Raw genomic sequence first — 22,542 nt, forward strand, 5'->3', positions numbered from 1 at the left:
TCTTTTGTAGAATCCTCAAATAGTTGTACAACTTCTTGTTCGTTATAATCGTCTAATTTATCGAGGCGAAAATCTGGACAATACAGAATGAAATTGGCATTGTCGATATCGTTTTGCGAAGGCTCTCCAAAATAACGTAACGAATTATAAAGAAATTTTTCTGTCCCGATATTTGCCAGCAGATCTACCTTGTCCATATAGGCTCCAATCGTATCGATATACATTTTTTGCACGCTAGGATCGTCTATTCGTTCTACGCGAAGCGAGGTGAGTTTTCGTTTGAATTCTAATGGATCGAGATTGATGGGATTGTATTTGAATTGGGGTTCGTATTTGTATTTAGATGCAAAAAACTTCATTTTCTCGAATTCGAGATTTACTGGGTTGATGACCGATAACAATTCGAAATCTTTGACAAGTTGATACAACTTTTTGTCGACTTTGATCAGATCGCTTTCTAGCTCGTTGTGTAGAATATGGACCTGATTCGAAACTTTGAAGCTGGTCTCTTTTTTTATAAATTCAAACGCATGATTGACGATCGCTGTCTTGAAACCTTCGCGTATCATGTAAATGATTTCTGGATAGGATTCGCCCGTGAGTTCGTCGCAGTAAATTTTAGAAACTTCGGTAGCCAGCACAAGGGTGTTGTCGAAATTTTTACTAAGGTATTCTAACAAATAACCTCTTCCGTAGAACACATCATTGACAGCCGTAACATTCTCGATTTCACCAAGGTTTATTTCGCTCAATTCATTCTTCCAAAGTTCGACGTATTCATCAAATCGATCGTGATTGATTAGTTCTGATCCGATATTGAAAACCGGCACTTTTCGATCCCAACGCTTCCAATTGTACGAATGGATATCGTAGACCAAACAAGCCTTGAATTTGGATTCTAATTTATTAATCAAAGCATGAACCACCCTATAAAAATTGTGGTGTTTGATGAGGCTGCGCTCTTTTTCGGCTGTAGTCAGCGGCTCTTTCCAACACTCTTTTCCCCACGCAGTTTCGTATACCGCATGGTCTGGATTGCGATTCAAATCGTATTCGAATCTCGAATCGTTTCCTTGTATGAGGATAGGAAATTGCGACACAAAATCTGCCGTAAACGGATCTTCTTCGTACCAACGTTCGTAGTCTGATAATAATGTTTTTTCTAAAAGTTCTTCACGTAGCTGGTGACCATTATGGATGGCGGCGCAGACATAAGGAATATATTCATCGATACGCAAACGAAAAGATTCATCTTCTGCCAGAACATCAAACAATTCTTCTTTTTCGATCTTCTCGATTATTTTTTCGATACTAAGCTTTTTCATTTTTCAATTCTTGATATTTTTCCACAATCATAGAAATGATTTGTTTCTGAATTTCGGTATTATTGTTGGCTTCGTTGTGCGGATACACTCCACCCGGACTCATCACGTTCAACTCTACCATTTTATCATTGATAATGTCGATTCCGCAGATATACAGGCCGTCTTTCACCAATTGGTTTCCCATTCTACGACACAGTTTCAGCTCGTTTTCGGTGAGTTCGTGTTTTACCGAATTCCCTCCGGCGCTGATGTTGGAACGGTGATCACCTTCTGCAGGAATTCTTTTGATAGCGCCAATAGGCTCCCCATTGATCACAATGGCGCGGATGTCACCATTTTCTGCACCCTCGATATAGTTCTGCACAATGATTGGCTTTTTCATCGTATCGCTGTTGTGAATATAAAAATCGGCGATAGAAGAAAGGTTGCTCATGTGTTCGCGGTCGAGCAAGATAACGCCTTTTCCGCCCATTCCATCGAGTGGTTTTACGATAAACTTTTCGAAATCGTTTCCTTCTACAAATTTTTTAATCAACTCAACTTCTGTCGTAATCAGCGTTCTAGGAACCACTTCTTCTGTTCCATCGTCGAATGAAGCTGCGTAAATTTTGTTATTAGCCTTTCGCAAGCCCGAAATTTTATTCACAAAGAATACTTCGTCTTCGATTAGTTCTAAAATGTTCAGCAACAAATTGTCTACTGGCGGATCTACTCGCATAAACACGATATCGAAGTTGACCAATTCTTGAGTAGAAGATTCGAATTGCATGGTTTCGTAAAACTCTTTGCAATCCTCTATGTTGGGTTTGGCGATGAATTTCTGACATTTACCCAAGACTTTGCCGTTTTGAAGCGAAATCCCAGATTTGGTAACCATCGACACTTCGTAGCCTCTTTCTACGCATTCTTTAATCAAACGTATGGTCGTGTCCTTCTTAGGTAACACCCTTTCCCAAGGGTACATGACGAAGCATATTTTCATATAAAATATTAGTTTTAAGTCTATGCAATTTAATTAAAACGATGAGATAAAAAAATCTAATTTTATATCCATCAAAAATTTAATAAAAAAATAAGCCATCGCGTGTAAAATTGGGATGGCTTATTTTATAAATGTAAACTTAAAACCTCACTTGTTTGAGGGTGTCCAAGGTCGATTGTATGCTTGGATCGTTGGCTTTTACAGCATAATATTTTGCAATTTCACCTTGTTGATTTACCACTAAATAACGCGGCACCCAATTGAGATCGATGTAGTTGTTGAAATCATTTTTCCAACCGCTATCGAACCAATAATGTTTTCCTGCAATCTGGTATTTTTCAATTCCATTTTTCCAAGCGTTTTTTTTGCGGTCTACAGACAGAAAAACGAAAATTACCTCTGGATTTTGCGCTTGTAGGGCTTGCAATTGCGGTAGACCCTCTATACAATCTTTGCACCACGTCGCCCAAATATCCAAAACAATGATTTCGCCTTTGTTCTGTTCGAAAATTTCTCGAAGTTCGATCGACTCATTGTCTAACGTCAACACTTTTTGATTGAGAGCTTCTTCCGAAAAAATAGTTTTGTTTTCTTGCGGAATTTTTTGTGCTTGAGCGGTATTCAATCCCAAGCCAACTGCCAAGATGCATAATGCAAAAAGATATTTCATGCCTTTTGGTTGTCAAATTGTATACCATTTTGTAACATTGTTTAGAAAAAATCTTGAAAGAAACCCTTAATTTTACCGCATGCAAAAATATTTAATCGTAGGATTGGGAAATATTGGCGAACAGTATGCAAATACACGTCACAATATCGGATTCAAAGTGGTAGAAGAAATTGTAGCACGAAATGATGCTGCATTTTCTCCATCAAATTTTGGCGAAGTAGCTCAATTCAAATTCAAAGCAAGACCAATAGTTGTCTTAAAACCGAACACCTATATGAATTTGAGTGGCGATGCAGTGCGCTTTTGGCTGAATAAAGAAAACATTGCCATCGATAATCTATTGGTTATAACCGATGATCTGAATTTGCCTTTTGGCACACTGCGCATGCGTGGAAAAGGGAGCGATGGAGGGCATAATGGGTTGAAAGATATTCAGAACAAATTGCAAACCACAAATTATCCGCGTTTACGATTTGGGGTAGGAAACAAATTTCTAAAAGGTCAACAAATAGATTATGTGTTGGGAGCATGGACAGAAGAGGAGCAACTCGCCTTTCAAGAAAGGGTAAAACTGGCAAGCGACGCAGCACTTTCATTTGTTTTTAATGGTTTGAATAATACAATGAATCTGTACAATGGTAAATAGAATTCTTGGTATAATAATGCTTTTGTGTAGCATCGCGACGACGTCTTGTTCGAGCAATCAAAAAACAATTGATCGACTAGATCTGATATATGGAAATTTACTCGCAAAAGACATCAATACCGCAAACCGAGTAAATTTTGAAGATCCCTTTCATATCTTGATCGATGTGCGCACCGAAGAAGAATACAACGAAGGGCACATCCCCTATGCTATAAATTTGGATATACAAGCCGATGATTTTGCCAATCGTCTGCTGCTACTCGATCCCAAAAAAATGTATTTTGTATACGGAAAAGATAAAAATCAGGCGCTTTTGGCGAGAGAGGCCTTGAAAGTTGCCAAAATTACCAAAGTGTTTGGTTTCGAAAATGGTATAGGAGATTACAGCGGAACACTCGTGAAAACCACCTGGGAATTTGATGATGAGTCTTCCGACGGAATAGAAATCAAGTAGGCATGAACCAAGAGTTACTGAAAGATATTGTTCGCTACAAAATGCCTTTTGGTAAATATGAAGGTCGATTGCTGTGCGATTTGCCGGTTTCGTATCTCGAATGGTTTGTTTCGAAAGGAGGCTTCCCAAAAGGGAAATTGGGCGAATTATTGGCAACCGTCTACGAGATAAAACTCAACGGATTGGAAGAAATCATCACCGAATTGAAAAAACTTTACACTTAAATTTTCTGCATTCGTAATCCGAAAAAAGGCAATTGGATCGTTTGGTATTAACTGTTTTTGTACAAATTACTTCCATCGATATAATTCCAAACTTTTGGCGGTAACATCGGGCGGATGTTCATTTTTTGTTTGATCGCGTCTCGGATAAATGTAGACGAAATTTCCATCAGTGGCGCTTCAACTATCTCGACACTGCCGATGCTTACATCGGTTTGAAATCCTGGTCGTGGATAAACATAAATTTTATATCGATCCAACAATCGCTCGGCATTCTTCCATTTGTGGATACCCAAAATATTATCAGATCCCATGATCAACGAAAAATCGTAATTCGGATATTTTTCTTCCAAATAGATTAAGGTGTCTATCGTATAAGAAGGTTTTGGTAAGTTGAATTCGATGTTGCAAGCTCGTAAATTAGGATAATCTTGAATTGAAAGTTCGACCATTTCCAACCGATTGTATTCGCTTGCCAAAGATTTTTTCTCTTTGAAAGGATTTTGAGGCGAAACGACAAACCAAACTTGATCCAAATCTGTAAACTGCTGAAAATGATTGGCAATAATCAAATGACCAATATGAATTGGATTGAACGAACCGAAATACAAACCTACTTTCATTGATGTAAATATTTATTTGCAAGCTAATAATTTGCTGTCTGATATAAAAAAATCAAATGCTATTCCAAAAAAAAAGAGCTTTATACAAAGCTCTTTAAAAAATTATTTATTATAATATTTTTGTTTCAATTCTTTCACCTTTTCGTCTTCTAAGAATTCGTCATAAGTCATATAACGATCGATAATGCCGTTTGGCGTGAGTTCGATGATTCGGTTACAGGTCGTTTGCACCAATTCGTGGTCATGAGAAGCCATGAGCAAGGTTCCTTTGAAATTTTGCAAAGAATTGTTTAGGGCTGTAATCGATTCCAAATCTAAGTGAGCAGTTGGCTCGTCCATAATCAAAACATTGGCACGTAACAACATCATGCGCGAAAACATACATCGCATTTTTTCACCACCCGACAAAACAGAAGCTTTTTTCAGGGCTTCGTCGCCAGAGAAAAGCATTTTACCCAAGAATCCACGCATGTATTCTTCGTGTCGTTCTTCATCAGAATCGGTGTATTGACGGAGCCAATCGACCAAGTTGATATCTTCTTTGAAGAACGAAGTGTTGTCTAACGGTAGGTAAGCCTGTGTGGTGGTAATACCCCAGGTATAGTCGCCAGTATCGGGTTTTCTGTTGCCCGTAATTACCTCAAAGAATTCGGTAACGGCTTTCGAATTTCGAGAGAAAACCCCGATTTTATCTCCTTTTTTCAAATTGAGGTTGAGATCTTTAAACAAGGTTTCTCCATCGACCGATACCGATAAATTGTTGACTTCTAATATTTGGTCTCCTGCCTCTCGGGCTTGTTCCCAAATGATTGCTGGGTATCTACGAGACGACGGTTTGATGTCTTCTATGTTCAGTTTCTCGATCATCTTCTTACGCGCAGTAGCCTGTTTAGCTTTTGCAACGTTAGAAGAGAAGCGAGCGATAAACTCTTGAAGTTCTTTTTTCTTTTCTTCGGCTTTTTTGTTTTGTTGCGCTCGTTGTTTTGCTGCTAATTGCGAAGATTGGTACCAAAACGTATAGTTTCCGCTAAACAAATTAAGCTTCCCGAAATCTAAATCGCAAATATGGGTACAAACCGCGTCTAAGAAGTGACGGTCGTGCGAAACAACAATCACAGTATTTTCGTAGTTTGCCAAGAACTCTTCTAACCAAGAAATCGTATTCACGTCCAACTCATTGGTAGGCTCATCGAGAATCAGCACATCGGGGTTACCAAAAAGCGCTTGCGCAATCAAAATACGAACTTTCGCTTTGTTGTCGAGATCGCCCATTAGGGTATAATGCATATCGGGCTCTATTCCTACATTAGACAATAGGGTAGAAGCGTCGGTTTCTGCATTCCAACCGCCCATTTCTTCGTATTGTATACCGAGTTCGCCAGCTTTTATACCGTCTTCTTCAGAGAAATCTGGTTTTGCATACAAGGCATCCATGCGTTCTTTGATATCATACAAAACCTTGTTGCCTCGAAGCACCGTATCCAACACGGTGAATTCATCATATTTAAAGTGGTCTTGCTCCAAGACCGACATTCTTTTGCCTTTTTCTAACGATACTTGTCCGGAAGTAGGATCGATTTGCCCCGATAAAATTTTGAGGAAAGTAGACTTACCCGCACCATTGGCACCAATAATACCATAACAATTGCCATTTGTAAATTTTATATTAACTTCGTCGAAAAGTACACGTTTGCCGAACTGTAGCGACAGATTAGAAACATTTAACATAATTTTTGGTATAATGTTTGTTTAAATTAACGGCAAAGTTACGAATTTATATTGGATTAATTTTTCGCGGTGGTAAAAGAGATAGTGATAAAAAATAAACGAGCTCGGTTCGAGTACGAGCTTTTGGAATCTTTTGATGCAGGAATTCAATTATTCGGAACCGAAATAAAATCGATTCGGATGGGCAAAGCTTCGATTGTCGATAGTTTTTGCCAAATGAAGGATGGAGAACTCTTTATTATCAATATGTTTATTGATGAATATGACTGGGGAACTCATTATAATCACAAAACCAAGCGTGATCGAAAATTGTTATTAGAAAAAAAAGAATTAAAAAAAATAGACCGCAAAACCAAAGAATCTGGGATGACGATTGTTCCTACTGCGTTGTATATCAACAATAAAGGGTTGGCAAAAGTAAAGATTTATCTCGCACGAGGAAAGAAGCTTTACGACAAACGAGAGACGCTCAAGGGAAAAGATTTAAAAAGAGATTTGGATAGAATCATAAAGAATTCTTAAATTTGCTTATTATTTTTTATATATTTGAATTGTAAAATACACTAAATGTTTGATAATGAAAAAGTTTAATCTATTATTGTCTACAGTTATGCTATTCGTTGCGGGTAGCACATTTGTAGATGCTCAAAATTCTCAGAATCCTTGGGCAATTACGGTAGGGGCACACGCAACCGACCATAAGGCGGTACGTGGTGCTTTTAATCACTACTTTGATACAGATAACTGGAGCATCGTACCTCCACTTTCTAAATTGTCTGTAATTCGTAACGTTAACCGTTCTTTTGATGTTGATTTGACAGCTTCTGTTGGTGAGATCGATAACAAAAGATTGAAAATCGATGATGAATTATTCATCAATGCAGGCTTAGGTTTGCGCTACAAATTTGCTAACGGGTATATCTTAAACGAAAACTCTTGGTTCGATCCATATTTAAGAGTTGGAGCAAGTTACCACCGTTACGACTATACTAGCTTAGGTGACAAACCATGGGTAGCATACCAAGGACAATCAGACAAAGAGTATGTAGATTTATTGAACAATCCTGATGCAGAAGCAGAAAAAAATCACTTTGCATTACAAGGAGGGGCTGGAATCAACTTCTGGTTTACTAAAAACTTCGGTTTGAATGTAGCTTCTGATTACAACTGGATTCCTTCAACTGGAGCAGATTACTTCGACTTCTTCCAACACACTGTAGGAGTTACTTTCCGTTTCGGTAACAGAGACCGCGATGGTGATGGTATTCCAGATGATGAAGATGCATGTCCAGATGATTTCGGTATCAAAACAGATGATCCTGCAACCAACGGATGTCCAGACCGCGACGGTGACGGTATTCCAGATCACTTAGATGCATGTCCAGATGTACCAGGTGTAGCTGAATACAACGGATGTCCAGATACAGACGGTGATGGTATTCCAGATAACTTAGACGAATGTCCTACAGTAGCTGGTCCAGCTGAAAACAATGGATGTCCTTGGCCAGATACAGACGGTGACGGAATTCCAGATAAAGATGATGCTTGTCCTACAGAACCAGGATTGCCACAATTCCAAGGTTGTCCAGACACAGACGGTGACGGAATTCCAGATAAAGATGATGAATGTCCAACAGAAAAAGGTCCAGCTGAAAACAACGGTTGTCCTTGGAAAATTGAACACGTAACTCGTGCTTTATCTGCAATCTTGTTCGAGTACAACTCAGATAAAATTATTCCAGAATCTGAAAGAGACGTGATCAAAGCTGCAAACATCTTGAAATCTGAAGACTTCAGAGATAAAGATTTCTATGTAGACGGACACACTGACCAAAGAGGTACAGCTGCTTACAACAAGAAATTATCTGACAGACGTGCAAAAGCTATCGTAAACGCATTGAAAGCTCAAGGTGTTAACGCAGATAGATTAACGCCACGTGGATTAGGTGAATCTAACTTACTATGTAAGGAAGAGAACGAAACTTGTTGGCAACAAAACCGTCGTGTAGAATTGTTACCAAAAGAAGTGACAACTACAACGACTATCAAAAAGAAATAATTCGATTTGATATATCAACAAAAATCCACCTCGCAAGAGGTGGATTTTTTTTTAATGAATTTCAAACTTCATCCAAAAACTCATCACTTATCATTTATAACTCATCACTCATTACCCCATCACTTATTCGTGCTTTCCAACATGGGTACAAATTGGTAATCACCAAATTCCAAAACCTCAAAATCATTTTCATTCAAACGAAGATAGGTATACATCTTTTGATTTACTTTGCCAATCGGGATAACAAGAATACCGCCTATACGCAACTGCTTCAATAATTCTTGTGGCAATTCAGGCGCGCCAGCCGTTACAATAATCTTGTCGAAAGGAGCAAAGGCAGGCAAACCCTTGTAACCATCTCCAAATGTTTGATATTTAGGCTTGAACTTGATTTTATTCAAGATGATTCTAGAAAAATCGAACAATTCCTTTTGTCGCTCTATTGTATAAACATCAGCACCCATGGCAACCAAAACAGCTGTTTGATACCCGCTGCCCGTACCAATTTCTAAAATTTTTTCACCCTTGTTGACGTGTAACAAAGATGTTTGAAATGCAACGGTGTAAGGATGAGAAATCGTTTGACCAGCCGCAATCGGAAACGCTTCGTCTCGATAAGCAAATTCCTCGAAAGCGCTATCTATAAATAGATGTCGAGGAATCATATTCATAGCCAGCAAAACATTTTCATCCTCAATACCCTTTTTATGTAAGGTTTCTATAAGTTGTTTTCGTTTTCCTTTGTGCTTAAATTCATCTATCGGCATGTTCCATTTTTTTTACAAAATTGCAATAAAAAGTACTAAAAACTCACTATTTTTAACGCAAATATTTTTGTATGTTAAAAGTCGGAGTAATCGGTGCTGGACATCTCGGGAAAATTCACCTCAAACTTTTAAATCAGTCCGATAAATATCAATTGGTTGGTTTTTATGACACCTCTGCAACCAATGGACAACAGGTAGAACAAGAATTCGGCTATCGATATTACGCCAATATGATGGACCTGATTCGTGCGGTAGATGTAGTCGATATCGTTACGCCCACTTTGTCGCATTACGAAGTAGCCTTGAAAGCGATAGAAGAACGAAAACATTTCTTTATAGAAAAACCCATTACCAACACACTAGAAGAGGCTAATTATCTAATCGATTTGTGCAACAAACATCAATTAAAAGCACAAGTTGGGCATGTAGAACGATTCAATCCAGCTTTTCTCGCTGCAAGAGAATTCATTACAGAACCGTTGTTCATCGAATCTCATCGATTAGCAGAGTTCAATCCGAGAGGAACAGACGTGCCAGTTGTTTTAGATTTGATGATTCATGATTTGGACATTATCTTATCGATAGTCAATTCGCCTATAGCAGATATCAAATCGAGTGGAGTAGCGGTGATAAGCGATACACCAGATATAAGCAATGCACGCATCGAATTCGAAAATGGCTGTGTAGTAAACGTCTCAACCAGTCGTATGTCGATGAAAAACATGCGTAAAATGCGCGTGTTTCAACGAAATGCTTACATCTCGATAGACTTTTTAGAAAAGAAAACCGAAATCATCAAAATGCAAGATGCACCCGAAACACCGAATGATTTTGCTATGATTTTGGAAAATGATAAAGGAGAAAAAAAAGAAATCTTGTTCGAACATCCTTCGATACATTTGAACAATGCTATTTTGGACGAATTGGAATCTTTTGCAGATGCTATAACACAAAATTCACCAATAAAAGTAAGCCTTGAAGACGGGCGAAATGCGCTGAAACTCGCTCTTGAAATCATTCAATATTTTGAAAATAATCAAAAACAAATCATAAACAAACAAACCAAATAATAATGAAAAATATTACAGTAATTGGAGCCGGAACAATGGGAAATGGTATTGCACACGTTTTTGCCCAATCAGGATTCACCGTAAACTTGGTAGACATTTCGGAAGAAGCATTGGGTAAAGGATTGAAAACAATCTCGACAAATCTCGACCGAATGTTGACAAAAGGAACAATCACCGAAGGGGATAAAAAAGCAACTTTAGCCAATATTACAAGCTTTACCGATACTGCAGAGGCAGCCAAAAATGCAGATTTGATAGTAGAGGCAGCAACAGAAAACATGGATTTGAAATTGAAAATTTTCAAACAACTAGACGAGGTGGCACCTGCCAATGCAATTCTGGCAACCAACACTTCTTCGATCTCGATTACCAAAATAGCATCGGTGACCAATCGTCCAGAAAAAGTAATCGGAATGCATTTTATGAATCCAGTACCGGTCATGAAGTTGGTCGAAATCATTCGTGGTTACAGTACAACAGACGAGGTTACAAAACAAATCATGGAGATTTCGAAAAAGCTGAACAAAATTCCAGTAGAGGTAAACGATTACCCAGGTTTCATCGCCAATCGTATTTTAATGCCAATGATCAACGAAGCTATCTATTCTCTGTACGAAGGCGTTGCCGGAGTGAAAGAAATAGACGAAGTGATGAAGTTGGGAATGGCGCATCCAATGGGACCATTGCAATTGGCAGATTTCATAGGGTTAGATGTATGTCTTTCGATTTTAGAAGTGTTGTACGACGGATTCAAGAATCCAAAGTACGCGCCTTGCCCACTGTTGGTAAACATGGTAACAGCAGGTAAGAAAGGCGTAAAATCGGGCGAAGGTTTCTATGATTATAGCGAATCGAAAAAAGCAGAGAAATTAGCAGCACAATTTGCTAAATAATAGTTTAAGGTATAAAAAAAACTCGCTGCAAAGCGAGTTTTTTTATGCTATTTCTTGATGAATTTCTGAACGCTTCGGTTACCCGATATATCCGTAATTTTCACTAAATACACTCCGGGCGCGAGAGTATTTACAGCGATTGCGTTCGTCTTTTTAGACTGTAACACAACTTGCCCGTTTGCATTGATGATTTCTACCGTAACAAGTTCAAGACCCGATTGAATGTTTAAGACATTGTCTACCGGATTTGGATAAATTTCAAACTGAAGTTTGGAAACATTCTCTGTCGCCAAATTAATATAGAAATTACTATAATCTACCCAACCCAATAATGCGTCATCGGCCTGATGAAAGATGACTGCTTCAACATCTGCGGCTGTTGCATCTTGCTTGTTTGTCCAAAAATTTCCTTGTGCTGTTACATCATTTGCAGAGTTGTTGTACAGTGCATAGGGTACTTCATTATTTCCATTTTCGATGATGATATTTTCTCCGCTGCGATTCTCATCCCCAAGATTTATTTTGGTTCCGTTTCCGATCAAAGTTATTCCCCAAAGATGACCGCTTATATAATTGTCGAAAATTTTGATTTCTTTCAGTGGGCTTTCAGCTATTTGTGAAATAGAGATTCCGCTTCCACCAATATTCGGGATGCCTTCAGAATCGTTATTCACAATTGTATTTCCAATAATTTCACCTCCAGAATGCACGCCAACCAATGTAATTCCATAACGATTATCTTTGATGGTGTTGCCCTCAATCACGGCAGTATTATCTGCTCCCAATAAGCTCGAAGAGGCAATTCCACCTACTCGTGTGTTTTCTCGATTTCCAATGATGGTATTGTTTCTGATGTATTGAATTTGTCCCTCTCCACTTGGTCCCATGTTGATTTGTGGTCTATTCGTATTGCCCGAATTGTTGTTGTACAAATAATTGTTTTCGAAAACCAATCCTACATTCGCATTGGCGGCAGAGCCAATAGCTGGAGTTTCGTTGTTCTGGAATCGCGAATTTTTTATAACAGGAACACCTCTACTGAACGACAATACACCGCCAGTTGATATGCCAGAATGTGTATTGCTAAAATTACAATTATCTGCTACAAAGTCACCTCCCAACGCTCTGATTCCTCCACTATAAAAAATCGAAATGTTTTTGAGTATAGTGTTCGAACCCTGCTCTAGTCGAAAACCTTGATATTTGATTGTGTCATTTTCTACCGTAAACACAGCTTTTTTCGGAGCTTGTAAATTGATTGTTCCGGCAACCGTCCAAAGCACATCGTCTTTGAAATAAAACGTCAAATCTTCGTCCAATACAAAAGTGTCGTTTGCCGAAATCGTGATGTTTTGATGAATAAAATATGCCGAACTTTCACCCTCGACCAACGAGACCGCTGTGGGATCGGCCTCTGCAATGTCCTGAATTTTGAGGGTAATTCCTGTTCCAGGTGAAACATATTGCGAGAATGCTAATGGCGAGTACCCTAAAAATCCGATTAGTAGATATTTTTTCATATAAAATAAATTTTTAAGAGTTAAAAAATAATGCTTTCAATTCTTCTGCTTCAGCTGGTTTCATGCGTCCAGCCAAAACCAAGCTGAGTTGTTTTCTTCTGAGTGCAGCTTCGTATCGTTCTATTTCCAATTCGGTTTCGGGGATCAGTTCTGGTACTTTTATCGGTTTGTTTTGCTCATCTACAGCGACAAAAGTATAGATTCCGCTATTGGTTTTGTTGTAACAACCGTTATTGTAATCGTAGATAAAAACATCGACATAGACCTCCATCGAAGTCGAGAAGGCACGCGTAACTTTCGATTCTAATCTCACCGTGCTTCCGAGCGGAATCGGTTTATCGAACGAAACATGGTTGACGCTGGCTGTCACAACCTGATAACTTTGCGAATGTGTTTTGGCAGAAATAGAAGAGATTCTATCCATGCGAGCCAAAAGTTCGCCTCCAAACATATTATTCAAGGTGTTGATTTCATTGGGTAAGACAAGGTTCGTCATTACTGCTAATGATTCTTTTGCTGTTTTAGATTTTTGCATAAAAAAAGACCTTTGTGATTGTGGCAAAGGTCTAAAAAATATTTGATATCAATTTGTTCTAATCCAAGCAGCTTTGTCGTGCTCATGAATTTTATTCAGAAATGCTCTAGCTTCGGCTTCGTTGTCGAATGCATTGTAGTTTACATAAAAATAGCTACCTTTCTTGTAAACCATTCCCGCTTGTGAATATCCCTGATTTTTTAGGTTCTGTATAGCAAGCTCGGCTTCTTCTAATCGTTTGAAAGATCCTGCAACAACCTGATAATGCTTAGTTGCCTGCGCTGTGTTCACCACAAAAGTTTGGGTCTTATTGGTCTCCGATTTCACACTCGTTTTCAACTGCGGTAAATGATCGATGAGTACTGTTTTTTGCTCTGCTTCTACCGTCGCAACTTTCTCTTTACCAATCATCGGGAGCACAATGCCACTCCATTGCTCATCAACAAAAGTTTTTACAGGTTGCGGAGTGTTGAAGTATAAAAAACCTCCGATAAGGATTGGTAAAATAGAGGCTGCAGCCAATAATCCTGAATATTTTCTGGTAGATGAAGTTTCAGAAATTTCATTTTCTAAAATATAATTCGCCTTTACCACGGGCAAACCGTAGCTACTCAACAAGAAATTCTCTTGATTTGGAATGAATTCCAAGGCGTTTACATCGTTCAATTTGATCGTTCCAATTCCATTGAGATCCAATTCTTTACCTGCAAAAAGATGTTCTCTCCAAAATTTCACTTGGTTTTGAATCATTTCCATTGCTTGGTCGTACGAACATTGCGTCGTTTGTTGGATATGATTGACCAATAAACCATCGTTGTTTTTCAAAGAGGCATTGAAAGAAATTTCTTTATATGGAGGTCGAAACTCATTGTTCGAAGCATTGAGCATAGCAGATTTTTTTTGTGCCAAAAAAGCGCCAAAACTTGGTACAATTACACAATCGTGTTGCAATAATAATGCTTTGATTTGATTTTCTATTTTCATAAATTCAAAATTGAATTGAAACTTTAGTAGACAAAAGTACTAAGTTTTTCTTAACTTTAAAGTTATGTTAAATGATTTGAAATACCAAATTGCCCTCACATTCTGTAAAGGTTTAGGTCCTATTTTTAGCAAACAGTTGATAAAAAGCCACTCTACAGCCGAAAACGTGTGGAACAAAAAGTTATCAACAATTCATCCTCAACCTTCCATTCCGCTCAAAGCTTTAAAGGATATCGGTAGTCCAAATCTTTTGGAACAAGCTGAAAAAGAATTGGATTTTTGCCTGCAAAATCAAATAAAAGTGGTGTCTTATTTTCAAGATGAGTATCCTGCCTTGTTGAAAGAATGTGTCGATGCTCCACTTGTGCTTTATTACAAAGGAAATTTGCTAAAGCATCCAAAATCAATTGCGATTGTGGGCTCTCGCAAAATGACGGCTTACGGAGGCATGTTTATCCAAACATTGCTAGAAGATTTGAGAAATTATGAACTCAACATCATTAGCGGTTTGGCCTATGGTTGCGATATACAAGCACACCGCATGGCGTTGGAAGTTGGTTTGCCCAATTGGGCTATTTTGGCTCATCATTTGGGTAAAATTTATCCTTCTCAACATAAAAAAGAAGCCGAAGCTATACTCGATACTGGCGGATGGATATCCGAATACAATTCGCAACAAGCCATTGTGCCCGAAAATTTCTTACAACGCAATCGTATCATCGCCGGGTTGGCTGATGCAACAATTGTGGTAGAATCGGCTTTTTCTGGCGGAGCGTTGGTTACTGCAAAATTTGCAAACGACTACAACCGAGATGTTTTTGCTCTGCCCGGTCGGTTGAACGATGAAATGAGTAAAGGCAACAATCATTTGATCAAATCGCATCAAGCTTACCTGATAGAGCGCGCCGAAGATTTGCTTTATCAATTAGATTTAAATTCTTCTAAAATCACAAAACAAGCACAAGCATCGCTTTTTGCTGAGCTTACAGTCAACGAAACGAAGATTCTAGATTTGTTGAAGGCGCATCAGAAATTACACCTCGACCAATTGGCCAATTTGTCTGGTCAATACACCTATCAATTATTACCCATTTTATTAGATTTGGAACTCAAAATGGTGGTGAAACCGTTGCCAGGAAAATTTTTTGAATTGTATTAAAATTCTTTTGCCTTTCTTGCGTTTAGAGAATAACTAGCTACTTTTGTTGGGTATGAAAAATTTACTTTACTTTTTGATAAGCATTTCGAGTTTACTTCATGCGCAGAATACCGATACTCGATGGGTTGATCTGTTTTCTTATGCTCATGTAAGCCATATAAAGGAAGTCGACGGTATATTGTATTGCGCAGCAGAGAATGGGATTTTTGCTTTCAATCCGACTACCTACGAAACTCAAAAATTCAGCAAAGTAAATCTATTACACGATGTAGGAATTACCGCCATGGACTACAATGCCGAGCTAGGCATGATGATGATTGGTTACGAAAACGGTTCGATCGATATTTTGCATGACGGCAAAACCAAATATATCCTCGACATTCCTTGGAATACGTTTCAGGGATCCAAAGCCGTGAACGACATTTTTATCTACGACAACAAAGCGATGATTGCTGGTGATTTTGGTATCGCAAGTTTTTCATTAGAACGCTTCGAATTTATCGAAACTACCTTTTTTAATGAAAACGGTAAACGCCTCAAAGTATTCGAAACGGCGGTTTTGGGAGATGATTTATACGTTGCATCAGAAAGTGGTTTGCATCACTCCAAGTTGGTAGACGGCGTCAACTACCCGAATTTTAATGATGCGCGTTGGACTTATTTACGCAAAGAAGAAGGGTTTCAACATCTTTCGATCTATCGAGAGGAGGTAATCGGAAATCATTGGCAAAATATTTTCAGGATAAACGGGAAAGAATTGCCAACCTTATTCAGCGTTGACGAGTTTCCAAAATCGTTGAATGTAAATGGAGATTATATTGCTGTCGGACAAAATGAAGAGGTCGTTTTTTGGAACGGTGAAAGGGATTCTAAAGAAATTGTCTTAGATAAAATTGAATTTGAAACCGGAATTGTCTTAAACGGGAAATTTTATGGTGGAACTACGCATCATGGGCTGATCGAGTTTGACAACGCCCTAATGAAAGAAAACAAAAAAGGCTTCATGCCAGATGGTCCATACAATAACAAATCGTGGTCGGTGACAGCCCTCAATTCTAAAGTTTGGATTGCTCCGGGTGGGGCAACCATAGACTATAGCGATGTTACCGCAAACGCAGATGGATTATTTCATTTCAATGGTGAAAAATGGATGCATTTCGATTCCGAAAAAGATTTTTTTGGTGGGAAAGATTTACTGCACGTCACAGTGAATCCGCTCGATGATAAACAGTTTTTTGTGTCCTCTTGGTACGAATACGATACATCGGAGAAAAAAAATAGAATAGGAGGTTTCGAAATCACGATGACCGACGCAGATCAGTATAATGTAAATCATATCACCTCACCCCTGACTTGGAGATATCGCCTCGGCGGCGCGCAATATGACGAAAATGGAGATTTGTACGTGGTTTCTTCCTTTGCCGAAGAGTCGGGTGAAACCCTTTGGAGTAGCGTTTCGGTATCGAAACGAAGCGGAAATTCTTGGCAGAGTAAAACGGTAATTCAAAGCAAAAATCGACTCACATCGGCTCGGAAACCTGCATTAGATCAAACCCATTTATGGATTCCAGGATCGCGCAACGGTGGCGTGGTGGTCATGGACAAACAAAACCTGAATCATGTTTATACGATTTTTACAGACAACGATTTGCCCTCTGGTAATGTATGGGCAACTGCCATCGATCGTTCGGGTACTTTATGGATAGGCACCGATCGAGGGCTGAGGGTGTTGAGAAGCCCAAGCTATGCTGTAGAATCGGGTGATTTCATGACAGAACCGATCGTAATTTCGCAAGATGGCTTATACGAAGCACTGCTCACCGATGTCAAAATCAACAGTTTTAAGGTTGATAATGCCAACCGAAAATGGACTGCCACAAGCGGTTCGGGAGCCTATTATTTTTCAGACAATGGCGAACAAACAGCCTTGCATTTTACCAAGAAAAACTCGCCTCTACCATCAGACGAAGTGAAGGAAATCGATGTAGATCCAAGCACAGGATATGTTTATTTTGCTACCGAAAAAGGCGTGGTAGCTTACCGTGGCGATGTTGGGCAAACTGGCGAAGGCTTCGATAATGCTTATGCATATCCAAATCCCGTTCGTCCAGGTTTCAACGGCAAAGTCACCATAAAAGGCTTACCCAATCGTGCCGATGTAAAAATTACAGATGTTGTAGGAAATCTGGTTTACGAAACAAGAGCTTCTGGTGGCATTGCGGAGTGGGATACAAGAAATCTGAAAGGTAAATTGGTGGCGTCTGGTATATATTTGGTTCTGTTGACCAACCAAGATGGACAAGAAACCAAAACGCTGAAAATAGCTGTCGTGCGCTAATGGAGGTCAAAACAAAAGGCTTGGTATTGAGCACGTTGAAGTACGGCGAAACAAGTCTTATCGCCAAAATCTATACGCTCGATTTTGGTTTGAAATCTTTCATGGTGAAAGGTGCTTTCAGCAAAAAAAAATCGCCAGCACTCTACTTTCCACTCAACGAGTTGGAATTGTCTTTTGTACAAAAAAACAAAACGCAATCTACACTCATTCACCTCAGGGCGCCTCAACTTTTGTCGGTCTACAAAGAATTGCATTACAACCCCATAAAGTCGACCATGGTGATGTTCTTGGCAGAAATGCTACAAATGGTTCTCAAAGAAGAAGAAAGCAACGCTTTGCTGTATCGTTATATAGAAGAAAACCTGATTCGGTTCGATGAACGAGAAAAAAATTACGCAGATTTTCATCTTTGGTTTTTGATGCAACTGACTAAGTTTCTAGGTTTTTTTCCGAATATTGATGAAATGGAGCAAGATTATTTCGATTTAGAAAATGGTGTTTTCACTTCAGAATCTGTTCATGTAGAACATCTTACCCATACTCAGACTCAACTTTGGAAAGCTTTATTGCAATTGGATTTTAGAGAAAATCAATCGACAGCCTTTAATCAATCGCAAAGAAGAGAATTGTTGCAGTTGTTGATGAAGTATTATCAAATTCATCTGCCCAATTTTTTCCAACCCAAATCTTTAGAAGTCTTGCACGAGATTTTTAGTTGAGGTTATTTAGCGGTTATAAATGCGTTGTCTATATTGATTAAATATAAATTGATAGAATCTTGTTTGTTAAACTTATTCAAATTCTGGGTAACAGTGTTTATAGCTTCGTTTGATTGTTTTTCTAACATCAAGGTCCAAAGAATAAGTACTTTATATTTTTTGTCGGAATTTAATTTTGGTATTTTTTTAGAATAATGATTCCATTCGATTTCAAAATTAGCAGGATTTATAGCAGATTGTGGAATAAAAGTGTCAAATCTATTGTTTGTATTCCAATCTAAAAACCCATTCAACTTTGCTTTTGCATAACAATTTGCATGAAAGGATGATAATTTATTTTCTTCAAAATATAAAATTTGTATTGGTTGAGTAAGGTCGTTCGTTCTCAGTTCATTTGTTTCTATTTTCGATAATTCATAGAAATCTTTAGAATCAATAATGAGATTGGTGGTTGAATGTTCTATTTTTTGATAAAACTTTTCAACTTCCGATTCATCAAACACGTTAATTTCTCTAACGCCATACAAATTAGAAAGCATTCTTGTGCAGGAGAAAATTGTCAGCGTAACTATTAAAAAAAGGATTATTTTTTTCATATAAAAAAGAAACGGCAATTCTTTTTAGAATTGTCGTTTTTAAATTAAATTATTCTGTCTACAATTATAGTATATTGATCATTAATTTCATCATAAAATGCCTTGTAAATCCCAGCTTTAATGGTTAAACTATCATTACCATATACATCTGAATAGATTGGTAAATAATCATCACTTGTCAATCCATTATCTATCGTTTCTGGTACTATAGCTAATTTGTCATCTACTTTGTAAATTGTAGCGTTGGTATCTAGCATGGAAATTTCTGATTGTTCAATGCTGATTGTTACCCATATTCCCAATGGAAATTCACAGCCAGCATTTCCTCCCAACCCAGACCATCTAAATCTAATTCGAATTTTTTCTTGGACATCTGGTTTATTCGATAGTTCAGAGTTTTATACTACTAAATCAGAATAATCTAAAGTTTTAGTGTTTTTTAAAAAGAACTTTTCTGAATCACTTTTCACATAATCTGAAAATTCTTTTAAACTTAATTTTTTTTATTACTCTCAAAGTTTTCTAGTTCAAACTCATCATTTGAGCAAGAGTTTAATAATAAAGATGTTGCAATAAACATCATAAATAATAAAAATGTTTTCTCATGGTTTAAAGATTTTTAAATTTAATCAAAAAAAACGAATAACTTTTTTCATTTTAGTGTTTTTTTACTGAATGATAGTAAAATATTACTTTTTTTGGTTTAAACAAAGTTTGTATGAATATAGGAGCGAGCTTAAATAGAGGAAAGGAATTAAAAAAAGCTATCTCAACAGGAGGTTGCCGATTTGCTAAATATATCTCAAAAAACGTTATCCAACATGGAGAGTGATAAAAGTAAACCTGCTATTGATTTACTTTCCAAAATGTATGAGTATTATGACTTGGATTTATATGAACTATTAGCTCAAAAAGGATTTGTTTTTCATCAGAAAAACCAACAAGATGGTGAAAATGGTATTATTCGTCATTATCACACTTCCGATAAATTAATTGAGCAATTAGAAAAAAGATTAGAAGAAAAGGATAACATAATTCGATTATTAGAAGAGAAGTTAGAGCAGTTGGACAAATAATTATATTACTACAGTCTTTGTCTCACCGCTTCATAAACACAAATCGCAGCTGCATTGCTTACATTGAGCGAATCTACAAAGCCCAACATTGGAATTTTGATCAACACATCCGACTCATCAGCCCAAAAATCAGATAAACCCGTGGCTTCGGTTCCCAATACAATCGCCGAAGAAGATTTGAAATCCACCTCGTACAAACTTTTGGTATTGTCTCGTAAAAAAGTAGAAACGATTTGTATGTTATTGTTTTTCAAGAAATGTAAAACTTCTTCTTTGCTACCCGAAGCGATTTGGTTGGTAAACAAAGTTCCGACCGAAGAGCGTATCACATTCGGATTATAGAAATCAACCGTTTCGTCGCAAACTATCACGGCGTCTACATTTGCACCGTCTGCTGTACGCAAAACTGCTCCTAAATTTCCGGGTTTTTCGACCGCTTCCAAAACCAAAATCAAAGCGTTTTCGGGTAATTGGAGTTTGTGGAGTGCAACCGATTTCGTCTTATAAATGCCGATAATGCCGCCCGTCGTTTTTCTGTATGCTATTTTTTCGAAAACGGTAGCGCTGATTTCAAATTGCTTCACCTTTGGCAAAGGGTATTCGTTGGGATAAATCGATGGGCATATATAAAACTCTACCGCTTCGAAACCAGCTTTCAGTGCCAATTCATTCTCCTGAATTCCCTCGACCATAAAAACACCCTGATTTTTGCGTTCGCGAGATTTCTCTTGAAGTTTGATAATGTTTTTTATTCTCGGATTTTGAACACTTTCGATTTGCATAGCGCAAAATTAACGCATTCCATTTTGCGAAACAATTAATCGGCTCATTCTCTTACAAATTTTGTAACTTTGCCAACTGAAATAAATTTTCGTATGACCAAATCAGGAAAAATGGAGTTGATGGCTCCAGCAGGAAATTTCGAATCGTTGCAAGCCGCACTCGATAATGGGGCAGATTCTGTATATTTTGGGGTAGAACAGCTGAATATGCGAGCTCGTGCATCGATAAATTTCACCATGGACGATTTGTCCGAGATTGTGAAACGTTGCGAAGAGAAAGGCGTACGTTCGTACCTTACCCTCAATACTATAATTTACGATCATGATTTGTCGTTGATCAAAATTTTATTAGACAAAGCCAAAGAAGCCAACATCACGGCAGTGATTGCTATGGATCAATCGGTAATCGCCTATGCCAGACAAATTGGAATGGAAGTGCATATTTCGACACAAATCAATGTGACCAACATAGAGACGGTGAAGTTTTACGCGATGTTTGCCGATACCATGGTTTTGTCTCGTGAATTGAGTCTGAAACAGGTGAAAAAAATTACCGAACAGATAGAAAAAGAACAAGTAAAAGGACCAAACGGAAATCTTGTAGAAATAGAAATTTTCGGTCACGGTGCCTTGTGTATGGCTGTTTCTGGGAAGTGCTATTTGAGTTTGCACTCGCACAACTCATCGGCAAATAGAGGAGCATGCAAGCAAAATTGTCGAAAAAAATACACCGTAATCGACCAAGAATCTGGTTTCGAAATCGAATTGGATAACGAGTATATGATGTCGCCAAAAGATTTATGCACCATGGAATTCTTAGACGAGGTGGTAGATGCAGGTGTGAAGGTACTGAAAATCGAAGGTCGTGGCCGCGCGCCAGAATACGTGGCAACGGTGATTCGCTGTTATCGTGAAGCAATAGATGCCATTGCCGACGGAACCTACTCGAAAGAAAAAGTAGACTATTGGATGGGCTTATTGCAAACCGTTTACAACCGTGGTTTTTGGTCTGGATATTATTTGGGTCAGAAATTAGGGGAATGGTCTGCTGTGCCAGGTTCTATGGCAACCCAAAAGAAAGTCTATATTGGTAAAGGTTATCACTTCTTCCCAAAAGCCAATATTGGGCAATTCACCATAGAAGCTTATGATTTGAAGGTTGGCGATACCATCTTGGTGACTGGACCAACAACTGGCGCAAAAGAAATGGTGGTGACCGAAATGATGGTCGATGATGTGAAATCTGATTTGGCAACAAAAGGGGATAGCATAACCATTCCGATGGATTTCAGAATAAGACCGTCTGATAAATTGTACAAACTGGTAAAAGTAGAACAACCTGGCACCCAGCAAAACAATGTAGAAGAAGGAGCTTATTCGCACTAAAATTTGTAC

Annotated in this window: 23 protein-coding genes and 1 pseudogene (1 of these 24 running past the window's edge); 12 read left to right on the forward strand and 12 right to left on the reverse strand. The window is 38.1% G+C overall.

The features are described from left to right. From BN8061_RS05160 to BN8061_RS05170, 3 genes are all read right to left on the reverse strand, one after another. Positions 1-1,325: the 5' portion of a flavohemoglobin expression-modulating QEGLA motif protein gene (locus BN8061_RS05160; RefSeq protein WP_068597072.1), read on the reverse strand. The gene continues 679 nt to the left of window position 1, outside the view; the window shows 1,325 of its 2,004 coding nt (coding positions 1-1,325); the start codon lies at positions 1,323-1,325; the stop codon falls past the left edge of the window. Then, on the reverse strand, positions 1,312-2,307 hold the full coding sequence (gene gshB / locus BN8061_RS05165) for a glutathione synthase (RefSeq protein WP_094745864.1): 996 nt from the start codon (positions 2,305-2,307) through the stop codon (positions 1,312-1,314). The genes BN8061_RS05160 and gshB overlap by 14 nt, the downstream gene beginning before the upstream one ends. A gap of 139 nt (positions 2,308-2,446) precedes the next feature. Continuing rightward, positions 2,447-2,977, reverse strand: coding sequence for a TlpA family protein disulfide reductase (locus BN8061_RS05170; protein ID WP_068597074.1), 531 nt, complete (start codon positions 2,975-2,977; stop codon positions 2,447-2,449). Between the two features lie 79 nt (positions 2,978-3,056). Here BN8061_RS05170 and pth point away from each other — a divergent pair, with 79 nt between their 5' ends. From pth to BN8061_RS05185, 3 genes are read left to right on the forward strand one after another with little or no spacing between them, the layout of a single operon-like run. Continuing rightward, positions 3,057-3,623 (forward strand): aminoacyl-tRNA hydrolase, encoded by a 567-nt coding sequence (gene pth / locus BN8061_RS05175; protein ID WP_068597076.1) that lies wholly within the window; start codon positions 3,057-3,059, stop codon positions 3,621-3,623. Next, positions 3,613-4,077 (forward strand): rhodanese-like domain-containing protein, encoded by a 465-nt coding sequence (locus BN8061_RS05180; protein ID WP_068597080.1) that lies wholly within the window; start codon positions 3,613-3,615, stop codon positions 4,075-4,077. Before pth ends, BN8061_RS05180 begins: the two co-directional genes overlap by 11 nt. Positions 4,078-4,079: 2 nt before the next feature. After that, positions 4,080-4,301, forward strand: a complete 222-nt coding sequence (locus BN8061_RS05185) for a DUF3820 family protein (protein WP_068597082.1) — start codon at positions 4,080-4,082, stop codon at positions 4,299-4,301. 47 nt (positions 4,302-4,348) lie between these two features. On the opposite strand, the gene nadD is transcribed toward BN8061_RS05185, so the two are convergent. Both nadD and BN8061_RS05195 read right to left on the reverse strand, forming a co-directional pair. Then, on the reverse strand, positions 4,349-4,921 hold the full coding sequence (gene nadD / locus BN8061_RS05190) for a nicotinate (nicotinamide) nucleotide adenylyltransferase (RefSeq protein WP_068597084.1): 573 nt from the start codon (positions 4,919-4,921) through the stop codon (positions 4,349-4,351). A 102-nt stretch (positions 4,922-5,023) separates the two neighbouring features. Next, the gene (locus BN8061_RS05195) at positions 5,024-6,649 is read right to left on the reverse strand and encodes an ABC-F family ATP-binding cassette domain-containing protein (RefSeq protein WP_068597086.1); all 1,626 of its coding nucleotides are present in this window, start codon (positions 6,647-6,649) and stop codon (positions 5,024-5,026) included. A 69-nt stretch (positions 6,650-6,718) separates the two neighbouring features. On the opposite strand from BN8061_RS05195, the gene smpB reads away from it, so the two are divergent. Both smpB and BN8061_RS05205 read left to right on the forward strand, forming a co-directional pair. Further along, a complete protein-coding gene (smpB, locus tag BN8061_RS05200) occupies positions 6,719-7,171 on the forward strand; it encodes an SsrA-binding protein SmpB (RefSeq protein ID WP_068597088.1) in 453 nt (150 codons plus the stop codon). 55 nt (positions 7,172-7,226) lie between these two features. After that, positions 7,227-8,708, forward strand: coding sequence for an OmpA family protein (locus BN8061_RS05205; protein ID WP_068597090.1), 1,482 nt, complete (start codon positions 7,227-7,229; stop codon positions 8,706-8,708). A gap of 119 nt (positions 8,709-8,827) precedes the next feature. Here the strand turns inward: BN8061_RS05205 and BN8061_RS05210 are convergent, their stop codons facing one another. Next, entirely contained in the window at positions 8,828-9,475 is a 648-nt protein-coding gene (locus tag BN8061_RS05210) for a protein-L-isoaspartate(D-aspartate) O-methyltransferase (RefSeq protein ID WP_068597092.1), read from the reverse strand. A 71-nt stretch (positions 9,476-9,546) separates the two neighbouring features. On the opposite strand from BN8061_RS05210, the gene BN8061_RS05215 reads away from it, so the two are divergent. Together BN8061_RS05215 and BN8061_RS05220 are read left to right on the forward strand one after the other, a co-directional pair. Further along, complete coding sequence (locus BN8061_RS05215) at positions 9,547-10,545, forward strand: Gfo/Idh/MocA family protein (RefSeq protein WP_068597093.1); 999 nt, start codon at positions 9,547-9,549, stop codon at positions 10,543-10,545. Between the two features lie 2 nt (positions 10,546-10,547). Next, entirely contained in the window at positions 10,548-11,438 is an 891-nt protein-coding gene (locus tag BN8061_RS05220; RefSeq protein WP_068597095.1) for a 3-hydroxyacyl-CoA dehydrogenase family protein, read from the forward strand. 47 nt (positions 11,439-11,485) lie between these two features. On the opposite strand, the gene BN8061_RS05225 is transcribed toward BN8061_RS05220, so the two are convergent. Genes BN8061_RS05225 through BN8061_RS05235 form a run of 3 tightly spaced genes read right to left on the reverse strand, consistent with a single transcriptional unit; the run spans position 11,486 to position 14,477 of the window. Beyond that, positions 11,486-12,958, reverse strand: a complete 1,473-nt coding sequence (locus BN8061_RS05225; protein ID WP_068597097.1) for a T9SS type A sorting domain-containing protein — start codon at positions 12,956-12,958, stop codon at positions 11,486-11,488. A gap of 13 nt (positions 12,959-12,971) precedes the next feature. Then, positions 12,972-13,493 (reverse strand): acyl-CoA thioesterase, encoded by a 522-nt coding sequence (locus BN8061_RS05230; protein WP_068597099.1) that lies wholly within the window; start codon positions 13,491-13,493, stop codon positions 12,972-12,974. Between the two features lie 48 nt (positions 13,494-13,541). Next, positions 13,542-14,477 (reverse strand): HU domain-containing protein, encoded by a 936-nt coding sequence (locus tag BN8061_RS05235; protein ID WP_068597100.1) that lies wholly within the window; start codon positions 14,475-14,477, stop codon positions 13,542-13,544. A gap of 64 nt (positions 14,478-14,541) precedes the next feature. Between BN8061_RS05235 and dprA the strand changes: the two genes are divergently transcribed. From dprA to recO, 3 genes are read left to right on the forward strand one after another with little or no spacing between them, the layout of a single operon-like run. Next, a complete protein-coding gene (dprA, locus tag BN8061_RS05240) occupies positions 14,542-15,636 on the forward strand; it encodes a DNA-processing protein DprA (protein WP_068597102.1) in 1,095 nt (364 codons plus the stop codon). A gap of 52 nt (positions 15,637-15,688) precedes the next feature. Further along, a complete protein-coding gene (porZ, locus tag BN8061_RS05245) occupies positions 15,689-17,974 on the forward strand; it encodes a type IX secretion system anionic LPS delivery protein PorZ (RefSeq protein ID WP_068597104.1) in 2,286 nt (761 codons plus the stop codon). Next, positions 17,974-18,693: a DNA repair protein RecO gene (gene recO, locus BN8061_RS05250; RefSeq protein WP_068597106.1), complete on the forward strand. Its 720-nt coding sequence runs from the start codon at positions 17,974-17,976 to the stop codon at positions 18,691-18,693. Before porZ ends, recO begins: the two co-directional genes overlap by 1 nt. Before the next feature lie 2 nt (positions 18,694-18,695). Here recO and BN8061_RS05255 read toward each other — a convergent pair whose 3' ends face one another. Both BN8061_RS05255 and BN8061_RS05260 read right to left on the reverse strand, forming a co-directional pair. Then, positions 18,696-19,289, reverse strand: a complete 594-nt coding sequence (locus BN8061_RS05255; protein ID WP_154662262.1) for a hypothetical protein — start codon at positions 19,287-19,289, stop codon at positions 18,696-18,698. A gap of 44 nt (positions 19,290-19,333) precedes the next feature. Continuing rightward, entirely contained in the window at positions 19,334-19,621 is a 288-nt protein-coding gene (locus BN8061_RS05260) for a hypothetical protein (protein WP_068597111.1), read from the reverse strand. A 438-nt stretch (positions 19,622-20,059) separates the two neighbouring features. Here BN8061_RS05260 and BN8061_RS05265 point away from each other — a divergent pair. Next, positions 20,060-20,365 (forward strand): annotated as a pseudogene (locus tag BN8061_RS05265) (helix-turn-helix domain-containing protein); the annotation flags it as partial. Positions 20,366-20,373: 8 nt separating this feature from the next. On the opposite strand, the gene BN8061_RS05270 reads toward BN8061_RS05265, so the two are convergent. Then, positions 20,374-21,147 carry a TrmH family RNA methyltransferase gene (locus tag BN8061_RS05270; protein WP_068597115.1) on the reverse strand — a complete coding sequence of 258 codons (774 nt, stop codon included), beginning with the start codon at positions 21,145-21,147 and terminating at the stop codon, positions 20,374-20,376. 93 nt (positions 21,148-21,240) lie between these two features. Here BN8061_RS05270 and BN8061_RS05275 point away from each other — a divergent pair, with 93 nt between their 5' ends. After that, on the forward strand, positions 21,241-22,533 hold the full coding sequence (locus tag BN8061_RS05275) for a peptidase U32 family protein (RefSeq protein WP_068597117.1): 1,293 nt from the start codon (positions 21,241-21,243) through the stop codon (positions 22,531-22,533). Positions 22,534-22,542 lie beyond the last annotated feature (9 nt).

This window comes from Vaginella massiliensis (assembly GCF_900089075.1).
GTDB classification, from domain to species: Bacteria; Bacteroidota; Bacteroidia; order Flavobacteriales; family Weeksellaceae; genus Weeksella; species Weeksella massiliensis_A.

Excerpts from the sequence above, each read along its gene's own strand:
- BN8061_RS05270 (WP_068597115.1), bottom strand. The coding sequence starts at position 21,147 with ATGCAAATCGAAAGTGTTCAAAATCCGAGAATAAAAAACATTATCAAA.
- BN8061_RS05170 (WP_068597074.1), bottom strand. The coding sequence starts at position 2,977 with ATGAAATATCTTTTTGCATTATGCATCTTGGCAGTTGGCTTGGGATTG.
- BN8061_RS05210 (WP_068597092.1), bottom strand. The coding sequence starts at position 9,475 with ATGCCGATAGATGAATTTAAGCACAAAGGAAAACGAAAACAACTTATA.
- porZ (WP_068597104.1), top strand. The coding sequence starts at position 15,689 with ATGAAAAATTTACTTTACTTTTTGATAAGCATTTCGAGTTTACTTCAT.
- BN8061_RS05195 (WP_068597086.1), bottom strand. The coding sequence starts at position 6,649 with ATGTTAAATGTTTCTAATCTGTCGCTACAGTTCGGCAAACGTGTACTT.
- BN8061_RS05225 (WP_068597097.1), bottom strand. The coding sequence starts at position 12,958 with ATGAAAAAATATCTACTAATCGGATTTTTAGGGTACTCGCCATTAGCA.
- BN8061_RS05255 (WP_154662262.1), bottom strand. The coding sequence starts at position 19,289 with ATGAAAAAAATAATCCTTTTTTTAATAGTTACGCTGACAATTTTCTCC.
- gshB (WP_094745864.1), bottom strand. The coding sequence starts at position 2,307 with ATGAAAATATGCTTCGTCATGTACCCTTGGGAAAGGGTGTTACCTAAG.
- BN8061_RS05230 (WP_068597099.1), bottom strand. The coding sequence starts at position 13,493 with ATGCAAAAATCTAAAACAGCAAAAGAATCATTAGCAGTAATGACGAAC.
- BN8061_RS05220 (WP_068597095.1), top strand. The coding sequence starts at position 10,548 with ATGAAAAATATTACAGTAATTGGAGCCGGAACAATGGGAAATGGTATT.
- BN8061_RS05205 (WP_068597090.1), top strand. The coding sequence starts at position 7,227 with ATGAAAAAGTTTAATCTATTATTGTCTACAGTTATGCTATTCGTTGCG.
- dprA (WP_068597102.1), top strand. The coding sequence starts at position 14,542 with ATGTTAAATGATTTGAAATACCAAATTGCCCTCACATTCTGTAAAGGT.
- BN8061_RS05235 (WP_068597100.1), bottom strand. The coding sequence starts at position 14,477 with ATGAAAATAGAAAATCAAATCAAAGCATTATTATTGCAACACGATTGT.
- recO (WP_068597106.1), top strand. The coding sequence starts at position 17,974 with ATGGAGGTCAAAACAAAAGGCTTGGTATTGAGCACGTTGAAGTACGGC.
- nadD (WP_068597084.1), bottom strand. The coding sequence starts at position 4,921 with ATGAAAGTAGGTTTGTATTTCGGTTCGTTCAATCCAATTCATATTGGT.
- pth (WP_068597076.1), top strand. The coding sequence starts at position 3,057 with ATGCAAAAATATTTAATCGTAGGATTGGGAAATATTGGCGAACAGTAT.
- BN8061_RS05275 (WP_068597117.1), top strand. The coding sequence starts at position 21,241 with ATGACCAAATCAGGAAAAATGGAGTTGATGGCTCCAGCAGGAAATTTC.
- BN8061_RS05185 (WP_068597082.1), top strand. The coding sequence starts at position 4,080 with ATGAACCAAGAGTTACTGAAAGATATTGTTCGCTACAAAATGCCTTTT.
- BN8061_RS05215 (WP_068597093.1), top strand. The coding sequence starts at position 9,547 with ATGTTAAAAGTCGGAGTAATCGGTGCTGGACATCTCGGGAAAATTCAC.
- BN8061_RS05180 (WP_068597080.1), top strand. The coding sequence starts at position 3,613 with ATGGTAAATAGAATTCTTGGTATAATAATGCTTTTGTGTAGCATCGCG.